Consider the following 16,131-nt stretch of genomic DNA (forward strand, 5'->3'; position numbering starts at 1 on the left):
ACTATAAAGTACAATCTAATTCACAAAGAAAGTGGGGGTTGTTTGTATGAAGAAACAGTGGCGACTGCTTTCGTTCGTTTCACTGCTGGCTTTACTGTTAGGGGGATGCGGTAAAGCTTTTCAGTCTACTTTAATTCCGCAAGGGGAAGTAGCAAAAATGCAATATGATTTGCTCTTGCTAGCGAGTGCAATCATGGTAGGAGTAGTACTTGTAGTTACTATTATTTTCTTATATGTAATTGTGCGTTTCCGACAAAAAAAGGGTGAGGAAGATTATATTCCAGAGCAAGTTGAAGGAAATCACAAACTAGAAATTATATGGACAGTTATTCCGATTATTCTTTTGTTAATCTTGGCTGTTCCGACTGTTACATATACATTCAAGCTTGCGGATGTAAGTGCGATGGAGAAAAAGAATATTGATAAAGATACTATCGTTGTTGATGTAACAGCGAATCTTTATTGGTGGGAATTTTCTTACAAATCAGAAAAAATAGTAACTTCTCAAGATTTAGTTATCCCCACAGGTAAGAAAGTGTATTTGAATTTGAAGGGTGCCGATATTAAACATTCGTTTTGGGTTCCATCTTTAGCTGGGAAAATGGATACAAATACAGATAATGTAAACAAAATGTGGTTAAAGGCAGATAAATCGGGCACTTATAATGGTTTTTGCACAGAATTTTGTGGCCCCTCACATTCTTTAATGCAGTTCAAAGTGAAAGCTCTGGATGAAAGCGAGTACAAAAAATGGCTTGCTGACATGAAGAAGATTGATGGGAAAAAAGAAGTAGCTTCTACAAAGGCGCAAGAAGGTCAAGAAATATTTAATAAAAGCTGCATTGGTTGTCATGCAGTTGGATCAAATGATAGTAGACCACCTTCTGCTCGTATCGCACCGAACTTAGCAAACTTTGCAGATCGCGATATGGTTGCTGGTATTGCCGAAAATAATGAAGAGAACTTAAAAAAATGGCTCAAAGATCCTGAAAATATGAAACCAGGTAATAAAATGACTGGTAAATATGGCAACTTAACGGATGATCAAATTAATGCATTAAATGCATATTTACAAACGTTAAAGATTGAAAAGTAAAGAGGGATCATTTGCGAAGGGGAGGTTGAAAACGTGAGTTCTGTAGCAAAAAAACAGGGGATGGGTGCTGTCATATGGGATTATTTAACGACAGTAGACCATAAAAAGATTGCCATTCTCTATTTAATTGCAGGTGGATTGTTTTTTGTAATAGGTGGAATAGAAGCACTATTTATTCGCCTGCAGTTAGCGATTCCTAACAATGCTTTTCTTGTTGGGGATGCTTATAATCAAGTATTAACGATGCACGGTACAACAATGATTTTCCTCGCAGCTATGCCACTCGTGTTTGCATTTATGAACGCCGCTGTACCACTTCAAATTGGAGCACGTGATGTGGCGTTCCCGTTTTTGAATTCGCTCGGATTTTGGTTATTTTTCTTTGGTGGATTATTTTTAAATTTAAGTTGGTTTTTAGGAGGAGCGCCTGATGCAGGGTGGACATCGTATGCATCTTTAGCTTTAGCCTCTAAAGGACATGGTGTTGATTTTTATGTACTCGGCTTGCAAATATCAGGTATTGGTACATTAATTGGAGGTATTAACTTCCTTGTTACAATTATTAATATGCGCGCGCCAGGGATGACTTACATGCGCATGCCGATGTTTACATGGACAACATTTGTAACATCTTCACTTATTTTATTTGCATTTCCACCATTAACTGTAGGATTAGGACTTTTAATGTTAGATCGTTTATTTGGCACAAGTTTCTTTAATCCGGCACTAGGTGGGAACACGATTATATGGGAGCATTTATTCTGGATCTTTGGTCATCCGGAAGTATACATTCTTATACTCCCAGCTTTCGGAATATTCTCAGAAATCTTCGCCACATTTTCGAAAAAACGATTATTCGGTTATTCCTCGATGGTGTTCGCGACAGTATTAATAGGATTTTTAGGATTTATGGTATGGGCGCATCATATGTTTACTGTTGGTCTTGGGCCTGTTGCAAATGCTATCTTCTCGGTTGCAACAATGGCAATTGCAGTTCCGACGGGGATTAAAATATTTAACTGGCTCTTTACAATGTGGGGTGGAAGTATTCGGTTTACAACACCAATGATGTGGGCGGTAGCTTTTATTCCATCCTTCGTTATGGGTGGAGTTACAGGAGTTATGCTTGCTTCTGCACCAGCTGATTATCAGTTTCATGATAATTATTTCGTAGTAGCACACTTTCATTATGTAATTGTTGGTGGTGTTGTATTTGGTTTACTTGCAGGTGCGCATTATTATTGGCCACTTATGTTTAATAAAGTATTAAATGAAACGTTAGGAAAGATAACATTTTGGTTATTCTTTATTGGTTTCCATTTAACGTTCTTTATTCAGCATTTCCTGGGTCTAATCGGTATGCCGCGTCGTTACTACACATATCTAGAGGGGCAAGGATTGGAAATGGGGAATATGATTAGTTCTATTGGAGCGGTGTTTATGGCTCTTGGAACGATTGTTCTTTTATTCAATGTAATAAAAACAACGGTATCAAAAGAGAAGGCTGGTCGTGATCCGTGGGATGCGCGTACGTTAGAGTGGACAATGCCAGCACCTACACCGGAATATAATTTCAAACAGTTACCATTTGTTCGTGGATTAGATCCGTTTTGGATTGAAAAACGTGAGGGTAATAAAGAGATGACAGCAGCGGAACCGGTCGGTGATATTCATATGCCAAATTCTTCATTTTCACCGTTTATTATTTCTCTAGGTCTATTTATAGCTGCTTTTGGTGCGATGTATATGCAGGGTGGCAAAGATAAATTTTGGTTATTAGTAGCGATTATCGGTTTAATCATTACGTTTGGTACAATGTTCCTTCGTTCAGTAATTGATGATCATGGATATCATATTCATAAGGAAGATTTAGATGATAAGGGGGGCAAGGCGTAATGCATGTAGATGAGAAATTAACGAATGAAACATTTCCAGCAGAGCCTGAAAAAGCAACCCTTGAGGGAAAAAATAAGTTTGTTGGTTTTTGGTTATTTCTTGGAGGCGAAACAGTGTTGTTCGCTTCCTTATTTGGCACATATTTAGCATTAAAGAACTCTACAAATGGTGGACCAACATCTCAAGAGATGTTTCAAATGCCGCTCGTTTTCATTATGACGATGCTTTTGTTAACAAGTAGTTTAACGAGTGTATACGCAATGTATCATATGAAAAATTTTAACTTTAAGAAAATGCAACTTTGGTTACTTGTAACAGTGTTGCTTGGGTTAGGATTTTTGGGGTTTGAAATATATGAGTTTTATCATTATACGCATGAATTTAAGCATACTATGAGAAGTAGTGCATTTGGTTCTGCATTTTATGCTCTTGTTGGTACACACGGGCTCCACGTGTTGTTTGGATTATGTTGGATTTTAACATTAATCTTTAGAAACGCGAAGAGAGGTTTAAATTTATACAACGCACCAAAGTTTTATGTTGCATCAATTTATTGGCACTTTATTGACGTAGTTTGGGTGTTTATTTTCACTGTAGTATATTTGATGGGAATGGTGGGATAAACAATGGCGGTTAAGCAAACGAATAATCCTAAGGTGGATCTTGTTTATCGGAAGAGAAAAAGTGCAGAGGAAATGAAGCACCAAGTTGTTACATTTTCACTAATGATTTTTTTAACATTAGTTGCATTTGCAGCGGTGGCATATCCGAAAACATTTAGCCCGATTTTTTCGGTTCCATTTATATTATTGTTAGCGGTCATTCAAGTTATATTTCAGTTATATTATTTCATGCATATGAGTCATAAAGGGCATGAAGCGGCGAGTTTCTTCTTGTACTCTGGATTGTTAATTGGTTTATTAACAATATTAGCCTTTATGACAATTGTGTGGATTTAAACAGTGATAGTAGGGGGCTCTGATTTATCATAGCCCTCTTTTTATATGAAATATAAGGATTTTGAAAAGGTAGGTGTGGAAATGAAAAACTTATGGGTATTTGGTTTTCAAGCTTTATGGAGTCCGATTTTTTTATTATTTATGATCTCGATTCTTATTAGTTATTTTTTAATTATTGGACCATATAGAACGCGATTTGAAAATGCGACGAAGGTAAGTAAGAAGCAAATTTTTTATTTTACGACCGGGATTGTTCTTTTGTATTTTGTAAAGGGAGGACCTATTGATTTAATTGGTCATATTATATTTAGTGCACATATGTTTGAGATGGCAGTAATGTATATTGCGGTGCCTCCGTTATTACTGCTTGGTATACCTGTTTGGTTATATCGTTATATTACTTCTTTTAAGTTCGTTCAAATTGTGATAAAGTTTTTTGCTAAGCCGCTTATTGCGTTGTTTGTATTTAATGGTCTGTTTTCCTTTTATCATTTGCCAATTGTTTTTGATGCAGTAAAACAAAGTCAAATAGCGCATCCAATTTGCCTTGCTATATTGTTTTTTGCAGCAATGATGATGTGGTGGCCGATGTTAAATCCACTGCCAGAATATCAAACTTTAAGTGATATTAAGAAGCTTGGTTATATGTTTGCTAATGGTATGTTATTAACGCCAGCTTGTGCGTTAATAATTTTTGCGACTGCACCATTATTTGCAACATATACAGATCCGGCCGCTTGGATGAAGGCAATGGAACTCTGTGTACCGGCGGGTACTTTATCAGATTTAAATATAACTGGACCAGAATTTTTACATTGGATGCCGGTAGTACAAGACCAGCAAACAGGTGGTATCATTATGAAAATTGTCCAGGAAATAGTGTACGGTACGATTATCGGTTATGTGTTCTTTAATTGGGCACGTAGAGAGCGTGAAAAGGATAAAGAGCAGCTGCAAGAGTTACCTCCTTATTTGCAGACGAAATAAAAACTAGCGCATCGTGTTAATGCGCTAGTTTTTTTGTTATTCAATAATTTGAAATTCTTTTAACTCTTTTTCAATATTTTGTAGGAGTTGTTCGCTTTTTTGAAGTACATTCGTTGGGAAAATCTCATCATCTCCATATTCAACGCCATGAGGATAATAATGTTTTCCTAATAAGGGTGGCAATAGTTTTACTTGAGCGTGTCTGCCACCGATGTCACCTTCAACAGCAAATCCTTGTACACGTAAATAATAAATATCCTTTAATATTTCAAATTTATAATCATATGTAACGCGTTCGTAATCCCATTGTCCAGCAAGTACAAAATGATTGTTTTCCATAATCTCAGTTAAAAGAGTTAAATCAACGACTGCATCATTAAAGTTTGTATTTGTAAATTGCATAGAATACCTCCTTCTTTTAATGTTAGTGCATTATTTTTATAATAGTATGAATAATAAGAAAGTGCAATTCATATTGCGAGAAAAGGGATATTCCAGACTTTTTTCGTGAAAATATGATATAGTGAAAAGAGTACGGTACACACAAAAAAGGAAAGAAAAGGATTTGTGTATATCTCGATTTTATGCTTTGTTCAGGAGGTATATCGTTTGAAGAAATTATTGCGTATCGTAATGATTACATTTTTAATTTTAGCTGTTGATTTATACGGGAAGTTACTCGTATCACAATATATATTAACCCCATCTCACTCTAAGCAAGAAAATAAAATTGTGAAAAAGAAGAAGCAAGTAAATGAAGAATCCACAGATACTGTTTTAAGTATGATTGGTGGGGATTCTGAGAATTTATTAGCGAAGTGGGGCGAACCGTCTCGAATAGAGCCGTCTGCTTATGGATATGAATGGTGGGTGTATAACCAAGATTTAGCTCAGTATGTTCAATTTGGAGTTGCTGAACGTAAAGTTGTAACGGCGTATGTTGCTGGTGAGCAAGTTAAGGTGGCTCCCTATTATATAAATGAAAAGTATGAAGAGGTATATAAAAAGAATCCACTTTCACATGAGATTTCATTAAAAAGAGGAAAGAATAGTTATCAATTTGAGTTATCTGATACGGAAGTAATGGAACAACCGCTAGTACCTGTAGAAGATGGATGGGCACAATTATACTTTGATCACTTTACACATGAGCTTGTTGGTCTTCGTTATATGGATGATGAAACGTTATTACGACAAAGACCATATCAACTTGTTTATTCAGGTGAATTAATAGCGGAACAGCCGCTGACGCCAGAAAAAATGAAGCAAGTTGAAAATGGGAATATGCAACAAATTCTCGATTTAACAAATGTTATTCGAAGTCGTCATCAATTACCGTTGTTAACATCGGACCAACAAACTGCAGATGTTGCATTTGGCCATAGTAAAGATATGAAGGATAATAATTATTTTTCACACGATTCACCTACTTTTGGTACGTTAGGAGATCGTTTGCAACGTGGGCAAGTGGCTTTTCAACTTGCTGGTGAGAATATAGCGGCGCAACATAGTGATGGAATTGCGGCGGTACAAGGTTGGTTAAATAGTGAGGGGCATAGAAAGAATTTATTAAATGAACAATTTACTGGATTAGGTGTTGGGGTATATGATAAATTTTACACTCAAAACTTTATCCGAAAATAAAATGAAACTTTAATCAGTGGGAGTCTTACTGTCCACAAATAGGGAGATAAAAAGGTGCATGAATCGTCTAAAAATAGGCGAACCATGTGCCTTTTTTTTCTTACAATATAGTAGATATACATGAAGAGGTGAGGATTATGCCAACAACAAAAGGGCCGTTACATCCATCGGTTCAACAGTTTAAAGAGTTTGTAAACCATCACCCTAAAATGGTTCATGAGGTTAGAAGTGGTCAAAAAACTTGGCAGCAATTTTATGAAGAATGGTACTTACTTGGTGAAGAAGATCAAATATGGACAGCGTATAGACCTGATGGAGCACCTGCTTTTTCTTCGGTAAAAGAAAAGAAAGAAGAAAAAGAAAGTCGAACAGAAGAGGAAAAAACTGCTGATGTGATGGGGCAAATGCTTTCTTTCTTTAAAAAGTTAGACGTAGAACAAATGCAACATCATTTAGCGAATGTAACGAGTGCGATTGGTAGCGTGCAACAAGTTATCCAACAATTTCAAGGGAACCGTGCGCAGCAAGAACAAAGTACTTCTGAAAATAATCCTTTTTTCTTTCAAAAGGATTAGGGGGAAAGAGGATGAGAGCAGAGCTTATGGAGTTTATAAAAGCTGATGAGGATTTAGCTCGCTATATTCGGGAACAGCCATACTGGTACCGGAAATTGACGCGTAACCCAGAAGAAAAAGAAGCTTTTGAGTTAGCTGCCATGCAGCATTTCAAAAAAACGATACCAGATAAAGTGGAAAAATTTCAAAATCAATTGGCGGTTGCTTCAATTATGATTGATATGTTCCAGTATATGAAGCAGCAAAATACGACATAATTGGAAGGGAAAACTATGTCCGTTATGCAAAACTTTTGTTACAATAGAATCGCATTATTTAAAAAAGGAGTTGCAGCATGACGGAAATTTGTTTAGTACGACATGGACAAACTGATTGGAACTTTCAAGAGATTATTCAAGGGCGCGAAGATATTCCACTTAACGAAGTTGGGAAGAAGCAAGCGAGTCAAAGTGCAGCAGCCTTGCAAGCGGAATCGTGGGATATAATTATAAGTAGTCCGTTAATTAGAGCGCAAGAAACAGCTAAGGAAATTGCTGGGGCTATTGGATTACCATCTATTTTATTAGATGAGCGATTTATGGAACGTAATTTTGGGGAAGCTTCTGGGAAATCAGTTGCGGCCGTTAGAGAGTTAATTGCAGAAGGTAATGTAGAAGGAATGGAGCAGGATAAAGAAATTGTAGAGCGCTGTTTTACGGCTTTACAAGAGGTTGCAGCAGCACATGGAGATAAACGTATTATCATTGTTGCGCATTCACATGCAATAAAAGCTATTTTACACGCAATTGCACCAGATGAAATTACATTTAAAACGCCGTTAAAAAACGCATGTATTAGCTACGTGAAAGAGAATAGCGGGAAATGGGATGTTCTTAAATATAATATTGCGGAGCATATTAGTGTATAAGAGTGCAAGGGGATGGTATGAAAAGTAGTTAGAATCATATCTTTCTTTTAGGTGAGACACTTCAATTAGTAGTTCTGTTCCAAATGTGTTATGATGAATACTCGGAGGTGTCTCTCATGATTGTAGCGACGCTGGAAAGCGTATTGATTTTAGATAAGGCAGAGCAGCTTGCAAAAGCGATTATCTGTTCAGATATAGCAGAAGATTATCGTAAGTATTATAAAGATTTACAAGAAGATATAGAAGTTCAGACGCTAATTCAGCAATTTACAGTGATGAAAGAGCGATACGAAGAAGTGCAACGTTTTGGTAAATATCATCCTGATTATACTTTCGTTTCGACGAAAATGAGGGAATTAAAGCGTTCTGTAGATATGCATGATAAGGTTGCAGCCTTTAAAAAAGCAGAAACTGCTTTACAAAAGTTATTAGATGAAGTTAGTGTAGCAATAGGTTCTGAGGTATCACCTTCCGTTAAAGTCCCAACAGGAAATCCATTTTTTGATGCGGGTGGCTGTGGCGGTGGTTGTGGTACCGGAGGCGGTTGTGGTTGTAAAAAAACGGGGTAATTTACCCTGTTTTTTAGAATATAGAAGAAAACGTATACAGAGTTTGTCCTTTAATGTCATAAATTTTTGATTGGTTTTCATAAAATATAAGAATATAAGTTTTTAAAAGGAGAAGATGGAGAAGATTATGTTCGGGCAACGACAAAGTATGATTGTTTATTTACATTCATTGAAACATGCCAAGATTTTAAGGAAATATGGTAATATTCATTACATATCAAAACGTTTGAAATACGCCGTTGTATATTGTGATATGGAACAAATTGAGCATATGATGCAAAAATTAAATAAACTTCCTTTTGTGAAAAAAGTAGAACAGTCGTATCGCCCATTTTTAAAAACAGAATTCGAAAATTCGCGTCCTGATCGGGCAAAAGAATACGATTATAGCTAAGTGAAAAAATCCCCTGCTAAATTTAGCAGGGGATTTTTTTATTTGAAATAACGTGTTATTTCATTGGAGGAATGAAATTGTTCATTCGTAAAATACCAATTAGATGATTAAAAAATAGTTCTTTTTCAGGGAAAGTTGTTGATGGTTTTACAGTAAAGGGAGTAACTTTTTTCCCTATTTGTTCCGCCATTTCTTCAAATAAAACGACACGTTTACTTTTCTTATTTTCAAGTAAAGGAATGCCTTCACGACATATGTATAATGGTTGGAAATCACCAGTAGTTGTCGGTTTTAGTATTACAACAAGTGAACACATTTTTTTTTCGTTTTTTACAGTTTCGAATTGTAACATATGTGTTACACGTTCTTGGTTTGTTTTGGCAATTTCAAGTAATTCATATAAGTCAGAGTAGCCTTCTCCGAGTTCTATAAAGCGTTGAATCATATTTTTTCCTCCTCTTTCTTTTACTGTACCATCTCACTTTTTAAATGAAAAGTAGACAAATAAAAAAACCCTGCAAAGCAGGGCCCTTCTAATACTAGTATGTACTACTAGTAAGAAGGCAAAGGGAGAGGAGAAACCGGAGGAAGAACTTATGGGGAAACGTAAGTCTTCTCCGCGGTTGGCAACAACATCGAAGATGATGTTGTTATATTTATTTATGTCCAATCTGAATGAAGATATACATAATGAAATTAAAATTTATGTTAGGCTTTTTATTTTTCTTTTTTTTATTTTATGATAGGATAAAAAAGGTAAAGTGGAACTGATGTACATAAAGGGTCTTTGTTCGCAAATAGTGAGATGAATATGCAAGAAATAGCGAACGGTTATTTTAACTAAAGTTCTCTATAGGTTAAGTAACGAATTAGTGAAGAATTGTATGGTTTGGTAGCGGTTACTGACTTGAGATGTATTTACTGTAATCGCTCGATAGATTGAAATAAAGGTAGTGACAACAGATGAGAGTAGTTTCAGGAAAATGTAAAGGGCACCCACTTAAAGCGGTACCTGGTAATACAACACGTCCAACGACAGATAAAGTGAAAGAATCTATTTTTAATATGATAGGTCCTTATTATGATGGTGGTATCGCACTTGACTTATTTGGTGGTAGTGGTGGTCTTGGAATTGAGGCCGTAAGTAGAGGGATTGATAAAGCGATTTTTGTTGACCGAGATAGTAAAGCGATAAAAGTCATTCATCAAAATTTAGAAAGCTGTAGAATACAAGAACAAGCTGAAGTGTATCGAAATGATGCGGAACGTGCGGTAAAGGCGCTTATAAAGCGTGAAATATCATTCGATCTTATACTAATAGACCCTCCATATAAAGGTCAAAAAATTGTGTCTTTAATTAGTGTGATCGATCAACATGGATTGTTAAATAAAGATGGCATCATTATGGCAGAGCATGGGGATGACGTGGTTTTACCTGATTCAATCGGAGAACTTGTAAAAGTACGGGCAGAAAACTATGGGATTACAGCAATTTCGATTTATAAGTATGAAGGTGAGGGGACAGAATGACAAGTATAGCTATTTCTTCAGGGAGTTTTGATCCAATTACCCTTGGACATTTGGATATTATTAAAAGGGGAGCAAAAGTATTTGATGAAGTATATGTAGTTGTTTTAAACAATTCATCAAAAAAACCATTCTTTTCGGTAGAAGAACGCCTAGAGTTAATTCGAGAGGCGACAAAGGATATACCAAATGTAAAAGTTGATTCACATAGTGGATTATTGGTGGAATATGCAAAAATGCGTAATGCAAATGCAATATTACGTGGTTTGCGAGCGGTTTCTGATTTTGAATATGAGATGCAAATTACTTCAATGAATCGAAAATTAGACGAAAATATCGAAACCTTCTTCATTATGACAAATAATCAATATTCATTTTTAAGTTCAAGTATTGTGAAAGAAGTTGCGAGATATGGGGGAAGTGTAGTAGACCTTGTTCCTCCGATTGTAGAGCGTGCTTTAAAAGAAAAGTTTCAAACCCCGTTAAAGTGAACGGGGTTTTTCTTTATGAATGCGTAAAAACAATAAGATAACATATAAATATAAACAAAATAAGGTGAAGATTGGTCCGTAGTGTATAAATGATGTCCAAATATCAGTTAGTGTGTAAGAATGATTCAATAAAAATACGGGAAGATCTTCTTGCGTAGGCGAGAAAGAATGAACTTTTTCATAAAATGGCCCCCAAAATATAAAAGTGAAAATAGGAGCGAGAATACTTTGGATAATTCGAGCTAAAAAATATGGTTTAAAGCGGATATCTGTCTCCGCTAATATGCTTGCTACTTGTGCCTGAATAGAAAGGCCGCTAAATGCTAAAATGAAGCTTGTTACCATCGCTTGTTGAAGAAGTGTTGATTCATTAATTTGACTAATCATTTGGCTTCCAAGCGTCATTTCAAAAATACCGGATAATATCGGAATACTAAATTGGGATGTAAGTTGGAAGAATGATAAAATATGTTGCATAATAAAAGAAAGCGCTTCTGTAATTTCGAAAACAGTAATCATTTTATTTAAAACAGAGAATAAAATAATAAACCCACCAATCATGAGCAATGTTTGAATAGAAGAAACGATAGCGTCACCGAGTAGTTTTCCAATCGGTCTTTTTTCTTGCATACGTGTTTGGTGGAGGATGGAAAAAGGGTTTTGAAAGGCACGCTTTTGATTCGTATGTTTGTCTTTTATGTAAGTATCGTTATTACCATAAAAGCGCATAAGTAATCCGACGATAAAGTTACTTATATAATGTGCTGCTGCTAATACGAGCCCTAATTTCGGATTATTGAAAAAACCAATAGAAACCGCTCCGAAAATAAAAAGTGGATTAGAAGAATTTGTGAAAGATACGAGTCGTTCCGCTTCGATTTGTGTTAGTTGATTGCTCTTGCGTAGTCTAGCGCTTAATTTGGCGCCAGCAGGGAATCCTGAAGCCATTCCCATTGCCCAAACAAACCCACCTACCCCTGGAACACGAAACAGTGGACGCATTAGTGGTTCTAATATAACACCGATAAATTTTACAATACCAATACTGATTAGAAGTTCCGCAATGATGAAAAACGGTAGTAGTGAAGGGAATACAACTTCCCACCATATATTTAACCCGCGAATTGAAGCTTGCAAAGCAGCTTGGGGGTGAAGTACAAGAGAAAAGGTTAAAAATAACATTGATATGGTAAGAAAAGCAGTTTTCCATTTTTCGTACATGTAAGAAAATCCCCCTTTGTCCCAAAAACGTTCATTTCAGTATACGTGGATATGTGGTGAATTTAGACCATAAGTATGAAAAAGGAATGAAAAAAATTAAAGGGTGAGAAAAATGAAGGAACCGAAAATCGGTTTAGCGCTTGGATCCGGAGGTGCAAAAGGTTTTGCTCACATAGGGGTAATAAAAGTATTAAGGGAAGCTGGTATCCCTATTCATATGATAGCAGGCAGTAGTATAGGAGCGTTAATTGGTACATTCTATGCAGCGAGTTGTGACGTTGAAAGACTGTATAAATTGGCAGCTGTTTTTAAAAGGAAATATTATTTGGATTTTACAGTTCCTAAAATGGGATTTATTGCTGGAAAACGTATCAAAGATATGATTAAAATGTTTACATATAATAAAAATTTAGAAGAGTTAGATATCCCGACGGCTGTTGTGGCTACTGACATTTTGAAGGGGGAAAAAGTTGTTTTTACAAGCGGTCCGATTGCGGAGGCGGTTCGAGCTAGTATATCTGTGCCAGGGGTGTTTGTTCCAGAGAAAATAGATGGCCGCTTATTAGTGGATGGAGGGGTAATTGACCGTATTCCCGTATCGGTTGTAAAAGATTTAGGGGCTGATATTGTTATTGCTGTAGATGTATCTCCAATTAAGGTGAATGGAGAGGTTACATCGATTTATGATGTAATTATGCAAAGTATTGAAATTATGCAACATGAACTTGTGATGAATCGGCAAATAGCATCAGATTTAATGATGCGGCCAGCAGTAGAACAATTTAGTTCGCGTGCTTTTACACATATTGAAGACATCATTCGGGTCGGAGAAGTGGAAGCAGAAAAACACATTTCAAACATTTATTTACTAATTGAGCAGTGGAAGGAGAAACATAATGTTTAAGCGTTTTCGGTTTATATATGCAATTTTAATAGGGGTTATATTGGCGATGCTACTTGTTTATGTACGTTTGCCATACTTTGTGACAAAACCAGGTATGGCCGCAAAATTAGCGCCGTACGTGCAAGTTGATGGTGGTACTAAAGAGTCTGGTGATTTTATGCTTGTCACTGTCTCAATGGGGCCTGCAAATGTTGTGAACTTAATAGCCGCGCAATTTAATAAATATACACACGTTTCGAAGGCGGAAGAAATATTGCAAAAAGGTGAGAGTGATGAAGAATATCAATTTCGTCAAGATTATGCGATGAAAGATTCACAAAACGCTGCAATTTATAATGCATATAAACGTGCAAATCGCTCTGTTTCTTTTGAAAATAAAGGTGTACTAGTGGCTGGTGTAGCAAAGGGTATGCCGTCAGAAGGAAAGCTTAAGCTTGGAGATGTTATAGTAGCTGTCGATGGAAAAACATTCGATAAGACGGAACAATTTATTGAGTATATGACAGGGAAAAAAGAAGGGGATACAGTAAATATTGAATACAATCGGGGCGGAAAAAAGTTTAAAGAAAATTTAAATGTAAAGACAATCCCTAATGGGAATGGACGCGTCGGTATAGGGGTCTCTATCGTTACGGAAAGAGAGTTAGTAGTAGATCCGAAAGTGAAAATTGATTCCCATGAAATAGGAGGCCCGTCAGCAGGGTTAATGTTTACACTAGAAATTTATAATCAGCTCGTTGAAGAAGATTTAACAAACGGACATGAAATAGCTGGAACAGGTACAATCAATGATAAAGGAGAAATTGGTCCAATTGGTGGTATTCAGCAAAAAGTAGTGGCTGCTAGTGATGCAGGAGCTGAAGTGTTTTTTGCACCAAATGAAAAAGGTGTAGAGAAATCGAATTATAAAGATGCTCTTGAAGCTGCGAAAGATATTAAAACAAAGATGAAAATTGTACCGGTGGACACACTGGATGATGCATTAACGTATTTGGAAAAAATGGATAGAACAAAGTGAACCTCTCTGAAGAAGAGAGGTTTTTCTTATAGGAATTTTTTCGTTATTTCATCATAGCGAATTGGATGATGCGTTGCGTCTTGTTTTAGCAGTTGTGTCCGCAAAGGTTCTTGCATTATGGAGAAATATACAGCATTTGATTTTCGTTCTATTTCTAAAGTCGGATGTTCGAATGTTTTTGTATGAGTAAGGATTGGGAGTTCTATTTTTTTCTTATTTTTAGAAAGATAAGTTTGTCCCTTTTGTGACATTCCGAGAAGACGGATATACGGCGCATGTTGCTCTATATTTGCTTTGTGTATTTCTTCCTTCGTTGTATTTGTTAAAATATGTGTACAAGCTCTTTGTAATCTAGTCCATGTATAACGTTTTGTTTTTAATGCTTCCATGAATGAATAGAAAGATGAACTGTTTTGTATTTTTGATAAAATACGATGCTCTAAACCTTCTTCCATTTCATATATATGTTGTAAGTCCTCTGAAGACATCGTCATAAGTTTGTATTTAAAAAATGAAAAGTATTTTTCCCAGTTATGTAACGTCCCGTAGTTTTGCTTGTAGTTTTCTAAAAGAGAAGCAGTCATTTTCGGGATAAAAGGCTCAATAGTTGTAGAGGAACTGTTTTCATTAAATAGCTGTTTGCGAATACTTGTTGCACTTGCAATATGTTGATCGTGAAATGTTTCATCATGATAATGAGAGGCGAATCTTTTTATAGTTTGTGCTTGCATGGAACTATTTTGTAAGAGAATGGCTTTAATATACTGTAAGCCTAAAATGTTATTTGGTTGTGACATATCTACGTTTTTTTCGGGTGGTAAGATGTGTAGAAAGGCTTCAGATGTAGCTTTTGCATAACTATTACCTGCATTCATAAATTGCTTCACAAGACGATTAAAAGTCTTTTCTTCATTTTTTTGTATAGCGATGGTAGTGTAGAAATTTTCAGTTTGTCCATCTTCACTACCAAAACAAATTTCGGAAACACCAAGGGCGTTTAAAATCGAAATTGCGCCATTTGCGAAAGTTTCGGCCTTTTGTGTTGCGAATGCATAAGGAAGCTCTACAACAAGGTCTACGCCGTTTGTTAAGGCCATTTTAGTACGATACCATTTGGAGATGAGTGCGGGCTCACCACGCTGCAAAAAAGGACCACTCATAACGGCGATAATAATATCAGACTGTGTTAACTTTTTTGTTTCTTGCACATGATAAGCATGACCGTTATGAAAAGGGTTATATTCGACAACAATACCACTGGATTTTATGGTAATCTCTCCTTTCGATGTAGCATCTTTTTGGAAAACGTGATAATGTATATATTATTTCCTATGATGACTTCATTATAGTGTAAAGAAAAAACATTGACAAATATAAAATGGCTAGCTATAATTTTGTTTGTTGCCTTGAGGTGATATGATATGAAATGGTCCATCCATCAATTGAATAAATTGAGAAATAAAGGATTGACATTAAATGAAATGGTAGATGTAAGTGAGCTAAAAGAGGTCGAGAAAGATATTCGTGAAATTAATCCTGTTCATGTAACAGGAAGAGTTGATTTTGGCTCCGGTAAGTTTACGTTTCATCTACATATAACTGGAAGCATGGTTTTACCATGTTCTCGCTCTTTAGTAGATGTGACATTACCATTTGACATTAAAACAACTGAGGTGTTCCAAACTTCAGAAGAAGAATTTGAAACAGAAGCTGAAATTCATTGTTTAGAAGGAGAAGTACTTGACTTACTGCCCGTAATCAAGGAAAATATACTTTTGGAGATTCCAATGCAAATTTTCAGTGATGATGTTTCTGGTGGAGCACCGATGCAAGGTCAAGACTGGCAAGTGATTTCGGAAGAAAACAAAGAAAAGACTGTTGATCCAAGATTAGCAGGACTTGCAAAGTTTTTTGACAAATAATCGGAAGACTGGTTTAGGCCT

General features: G+C 36.0%; 20 protein-coding genes. 16 read left to right on the forward strand and 4 right to left on the reverse strand.

The window, feature by feature from the left end:
- Nucleotides 1-46: 46 nt before the first annotated feature.
- From coxB to ctaG, 5 genes are all read left to right on the forward strand, one after another.
- Nucleotides 47-1,096, forward strand: a complete 1,050-nt coding sequence (gene coxB / locus ACE38F_RS09260) for a cytochrome c oxidase subunit II (RefSeq protein WP_002088304.1) — start codon at nucleotides 47-49, stop codon at nucleotides 1,094-1,096.
- Between the two features lie 60 nt (nucleotides 1,097-1,156).
- A complete protein-coding gene (gene ctaD, locus ACE38F_RS09265) occupies nucleotides 1,157-2,992 on the forward strand; it encodes a cytochrome c oxidase subunit I (protein WP_171903074.1) in 1,836 nt (611 codons plus the stop codon).
- Nucleotides 2,992-3,615, forward strand: coding sequence for a cytochrome c oxidase subunit III (gene ctaE / locus ACE38F_RS09270; RefSeq protein WP_000557861.1), 624 nt, complete (start codon nucleotides 2,992-2,994; stop codon nucleotides 3,613-3,615). The genes ctaD and ctaE overlap by 1 nt, the downstream gene beginning before the upstream one ends.
- A gap of 3 nt (nucleotides 3,616-3,618) precedes the next feature.
- Nucleotides 3,619-3,951, forward strand: coding sequence for a cytochrome c oxidase subunit IVB (gene ctaF / locus ACE38F_RS09275; protein ID WP_002014776.1), 333 nt, complete (start codon nucleotides 3,619-3,621; stop codon nucleotides 3,949-3,951).
- Nucleotides 3,952-4,032: 81 nt separating this feature from the next.
- The gene (gene ctaG / locus ACE38F_RS09280) at nucleotides 4,033-4,938 is read left to right on the forward strand and encodes a cytochrome c oxidase assembly factor CtaG (protein ID WP_375369445.1); all 906 of its coding nucleotides are present in this window, start codon (nucleotides 4,033-4,035) and stop codon (nucleotides 4,936-4,938) included.
- Nucleotides 4,939-4,974: 36 nt separating this feature from the next.
- Here ctaG and ACE38F_RS09285 read toward each other — a convergent pair whose 3' ends face one another.
- Nucleotides 4,975-5,340, reverse strand: a complete 366-nt coding sequence (locus ACE38F_RS09285; protein WP_002066906.1) for a YugN family protein — start codon at nucleotides 5,338-5,340, stop codon at nucleotides 4,975-4,977.
- 207 nt (nucleotides 5,341-5,547) lie between these two features.
- On the opposite strand from ACE38F_RS09285, the gene ACE38F_RS09290 reads away from it, so the two are divergent.
- From ACE38F_RS09290 to ACE38F_RS09315, 6 genes are all read left to right on the forward strand, one after another.
- Nucleotides 5,548-6,582, forward strand: a complete 1,035-nt coding sequence (locus ACE38F_RS09290) for a CAP domain-containing protein (RefSeq protein ID WP_078172907.1) — start codon at nucleotides 5,548-5,550, stop codon at nucleotides 6,580-6,582.
- 137 nt (nucleotides 6,583-6,719) lie between these two features.
- Nucleotides 6,720-7,157: a YlbD family protein gene (gene ylbD, locus ACE38F_RS09295; RefSeq protein ID WP_215554009.1), complete on the forward strand. Its 438-nt coding sequence runs from the start codon at nucleotides 6,720-6,722 to the stop codon at nucleotides 7,155-7,157.
- 11 nt (nucleotides 7,158-7,168) lie between these two features.
- The gene (locus tag ACE38F_RS09300; protein ID WP_002014770.1) at nucleotides 7,169-7,414 is read left to right on the forward strand and encodes a YlbE-like family protein; all 246 of its coding nucleotides are present in this window, start codon (nucleotides 7,169-7,171) and stop codon (nucleotides 7,412-7,414) included.
- A 77-nt stretch (nucleotides 7,415-7,491) separates the two neighbouring features.
- Nucleotides 7,492-8,064, forward strand: coding sequence for a histidine phosphatase family protein (locus tag ACE38F_RS09305; RefSeq protein ID WP_215554008.1), 573 nt, complete (start codon nucleotides 7,492-7,494; stop codon nucleotides 8,062-8,064).
- A 116-nt stretch (nucleotides 8,065-8,180) separates the two neighbouring features.
- A complete protein-coding gene (locus ACE38F_RS09310; RefSeq protein WP_215554007.1) occupies nucleotides 8,181-8,633 on the forward strand; it encodes a YlbF/YmcA family competence regulator in 453 nt (150 codons plus the stop codon).
- Nucleotides 8,634-8,760: 127 nt separating this feature from the next.
- Nucleotides 8,761-9,027 (forward strand): YlbG family protein, encoded by a 267-nt coding sequence (locus tag ACE38F_RS09315; RefSeq protein WP_002088292.1) that lies wholly within the window; start codon nucleotides 8,761-8,763, stop codon nucleotides 9,025-9,027.
- 55 nt (nucleotides 9,028-9,082) lie between these two features.
- On the opposite strand, the gene ACE38F_RS09320 is transcribed toward ACE38F_RS09315, so the two are convergent.
- A complete protein-coding gene (locus ACE38F_RS09320) occupies nucleotides 9,083-9,472 on the reverse strand; it encodes a DUF7147 family protein (RefSeq protein WP_002111466.1) in 390 nt (129 codons plus the stop codon).
- A 518-nt stretch (nucleotides 9,473-9,990) separates the two neighbouring features.
- Between ACE38F_RS09320 and rsmD the strand changes: the two genes are divergently transcribed.
- Nucleotides 9,991-10,557 (forward strand): 16S rRNA (guanine(966)-N(2))-methyltransferase RsmD, encoded by a 567-nt coding sequence (gene rsmD, locus ACE38F_RS09325; protein WP_215554006.1) that lies wholly within the window; start codon nucleotides 9,991-9,993, stop codon nucleotides 10,555-10,557.
- Nucleotides 10,554-11,045, forward strand: coding sequence for a pantetheine-phosphate adenylyltransferase (gene coaD / locus ACE38F_RS09330; protein WP_000200601.1), 492 nt, complete (start codon nucleotides 10,554-10,556; stop codon nucleotides 11,043-11,045). Before rsmD ends, coaD begins: the two co-directional genes overlap by 4 nt.
- Here coaD and ylbJ read toward each other — a convergent pair.
- A complete protein-coding gene (gene ylbJ / locus ACE38F_RS09335) occupies nucleotides 11,037-12,266 on the reverse strand; it encodes a sporulation integral membrane protein YlbJ (RefSeq protein ID WP_016106037.1) in 1,230 nt (409 codons plus the stop codon). The two genes, coaD and ylbJ, sit on opposite strands and share 9 nt — an antisense overlap.
- A gap of 112 nt (nucleotides 12,267-12,378) precedes the next feature.
- Between ylbJ and ACE38F_RS09340 the strand changes: the two genes are divergently transcribed.
- Both ACE38F_RS09340 and ACE38F_RS09345 read left to right on the forward strand, forming a co-directional pair.
- The gene (locus ACE38F_RS09340) at nucleotides 12,379-13,170 is read left to right on the forward strand and encodes a patatin-like phospholipase family protein (RefSeq protein WP_002160692.1); all 792 of its coding nucleotides are present in this window, start codon (nucleotides 12,379-12,381) and stop codon (nucleotides 13,168-13,170) included.
- A complete protein-coding gene (locus ACE38F_RS09345) occupies nucleotides 13,163-14,188 on the forward strand; it encodes a SepM family pheromone-processing serine protease (RefSeq protein ID WP_215554005.1) in 1,026 nt (341 codons plus the stop codon). Before ACE38F_RS09340 ends, ACE38F_RS09345 begins: the two co-directional genes overlap by 8 nt.
- A gap of 26 nt (nucleotides 14,189-14,214) precedes the next feature.
- Here ACE38F_RS09345 and ACE38F_RS09350 read toward each other — a convergent pair whose 3' ends face one another.
- Entirely contained in the window at nucleotides 14,215-15,456 is a 1,242-nt protein-coding gene (locus tag ACE38F_RS09350; RefSeq protein WP_375369628.1) for a nucleotidyltransferase, read from the reverse strand.
- Nucleotides 15,457-15,609: 153 nt separating this feature from the next.
- Here ACE38F_RS09350 and ACE38F_RS09355 point away from each other — a divergent pair, with 153 nt between their 5' ends.
- Nucleotides 15,610-16,110 (forward strand): YceD family protein, encoded by a 501-nt coding sequence (locus ACE38F_RS09355; protein WP_000872151.1) that lies wholly within the window; start codon nucleotides 15,610-15,612, stop codon nucleotides 16,108-16,110.
- Nucleotides 16,111-16,131: the final 21 nt, after the last annotated feature.

It is taken from the genome of Bacillus altaicus, assembly GCF_042136375.2.
In the GTDB taxonomy this organism is placed as follows: domain Bacteria; phylum Bacillota; class Bacilli; order Bacillales; family Bacillaceae_G; genus Bacillus_A; species Bacillus_A cereus_U.

Excerpts from the sequence above, each read along its gene's own strand:
- coxB (WP_002088304.1), top strand. The coding sequence starts at position 47 with ATGAAGAAACAGTGGCGACTGCTTTCGTTCGTTTCACTGCTGGCTTTA.
- ctaD (WP_171903074.1), top strand. The coding sequence starts at position 1,157 with ATGGGTGCTGTCATATGGGATTATTTAACGACAGTAGACCATAAAAAG.
- ctaE (WP_000557861.1), top strand. The coding sequence starts at position 2,992 with ATGCATGTAGATGAGAAATTAACGAATGAAACATTTCCAGCAGAGCCT.
- ctaF (WP_002014776.1), top strand. The coding sequence starts at position 3,619 with ATGGCGGTTAAGCAAACGAATAATCCTAAGGTGGATCTTGTTTATCGG.
- ctaG (WP_375369445.1), top strand. The coding sequence starts at position 4,033 with ATGAAAAACTTATGGGTATTTGGTTTTCAAGCTTTATGGAGTCCGATT.
- ACE38F_RS09285 (WP_002066906.1), bottom strand. The coding sequence starts at position 5,340 with ATGCAATTTACAAATACAAACTTTAATGATGCAGTCGTTGATTTAACT.
- ylbD (WP_215554009.1), top strand. The coding sequence starts at position 6,720 with ATGCCAACAACAAAAGGGCCGTTACATCCATCGGTTCAACAGTTTAAA.
- ACE38F_RS09300 (WP_002014770.1), top strand. The coding sequence starts at position 7,169 with ATGAGAGCAGAGCTTATGGAGTTTATAAAAGCTGATGAGGATTTAGCT.
- ACE38F_RS09305 (WP_215554008.1), top strand. The coding sequence starts at position 7,492 with ATGACGGAAATTTGTTTAGTACGACATGGACAAACTGATTGGAACTTT.
- ACE38F_RS09310 (WP_215554007.1), top strand. The coding sequence starts at position 8,181 with ATGATTGTAGCGACGCTGGAAAGCGTATTGATTTTAGATAAGGCAGAG.
- ACE38F_RS09315 (WP_002088292.1), top strand. The coding sequence starts at position 8,761 with ATGTTCGGGCAACGACAAAGTATGATTGTTTATTTACATTCATTGAAA.
- ACE38F_RS09320 (WP_002111466.1), bottom strand. The coding sequence starts at position 9,472 with ATGATTCAACGCTTTATAGAACTCGGAGAAGGCTACTCTGACTTATAT.
- rsmD (WP_215554006.1), top strand. The coding sequence starts at position 9,991 with ATGAGAGTAGTTTCAGGAAAATGTAAAGGGCACCCACTTAAAGCGGTA.
- coaD (WP_000200601.1), top strand. The coding sequence starts at position 10,554 with ATGACAAGTATAGCTATTTCTTCAGGGAGTTTTGATCCAATTACCCTT.
- ylbJ (WP_016106037.1), bottom strand. The coding sequence starts at position 12,266 with ATGTACGAAAAATGGAAAACTGCTTTTCTTACCATATCAATGTTATTT.
- ACE38F_RS09340 (WP_002160692.1), top strand. The coding sequence starts at position 12,379 with ATGAAGGAACCGAAAATCGGTTTAGCGCTTGGATCCGGAGGTGCAAAA.
- ACE38F_RS09345 (WP_215554005.1), top strand. The coding sequence starts at position 13,163 with ATGTTTAAGCGTTTTCGGTTTATATATGCAATTTTAATAGGGGTTATA.
- ACE38F_RS09355 (WP_000872151.1), top strand. The coding sequence starts at position 15,610 with ATGAAATGGTCCATCCATCAATTGAATAAATTGAGAAATAAAGGATTG.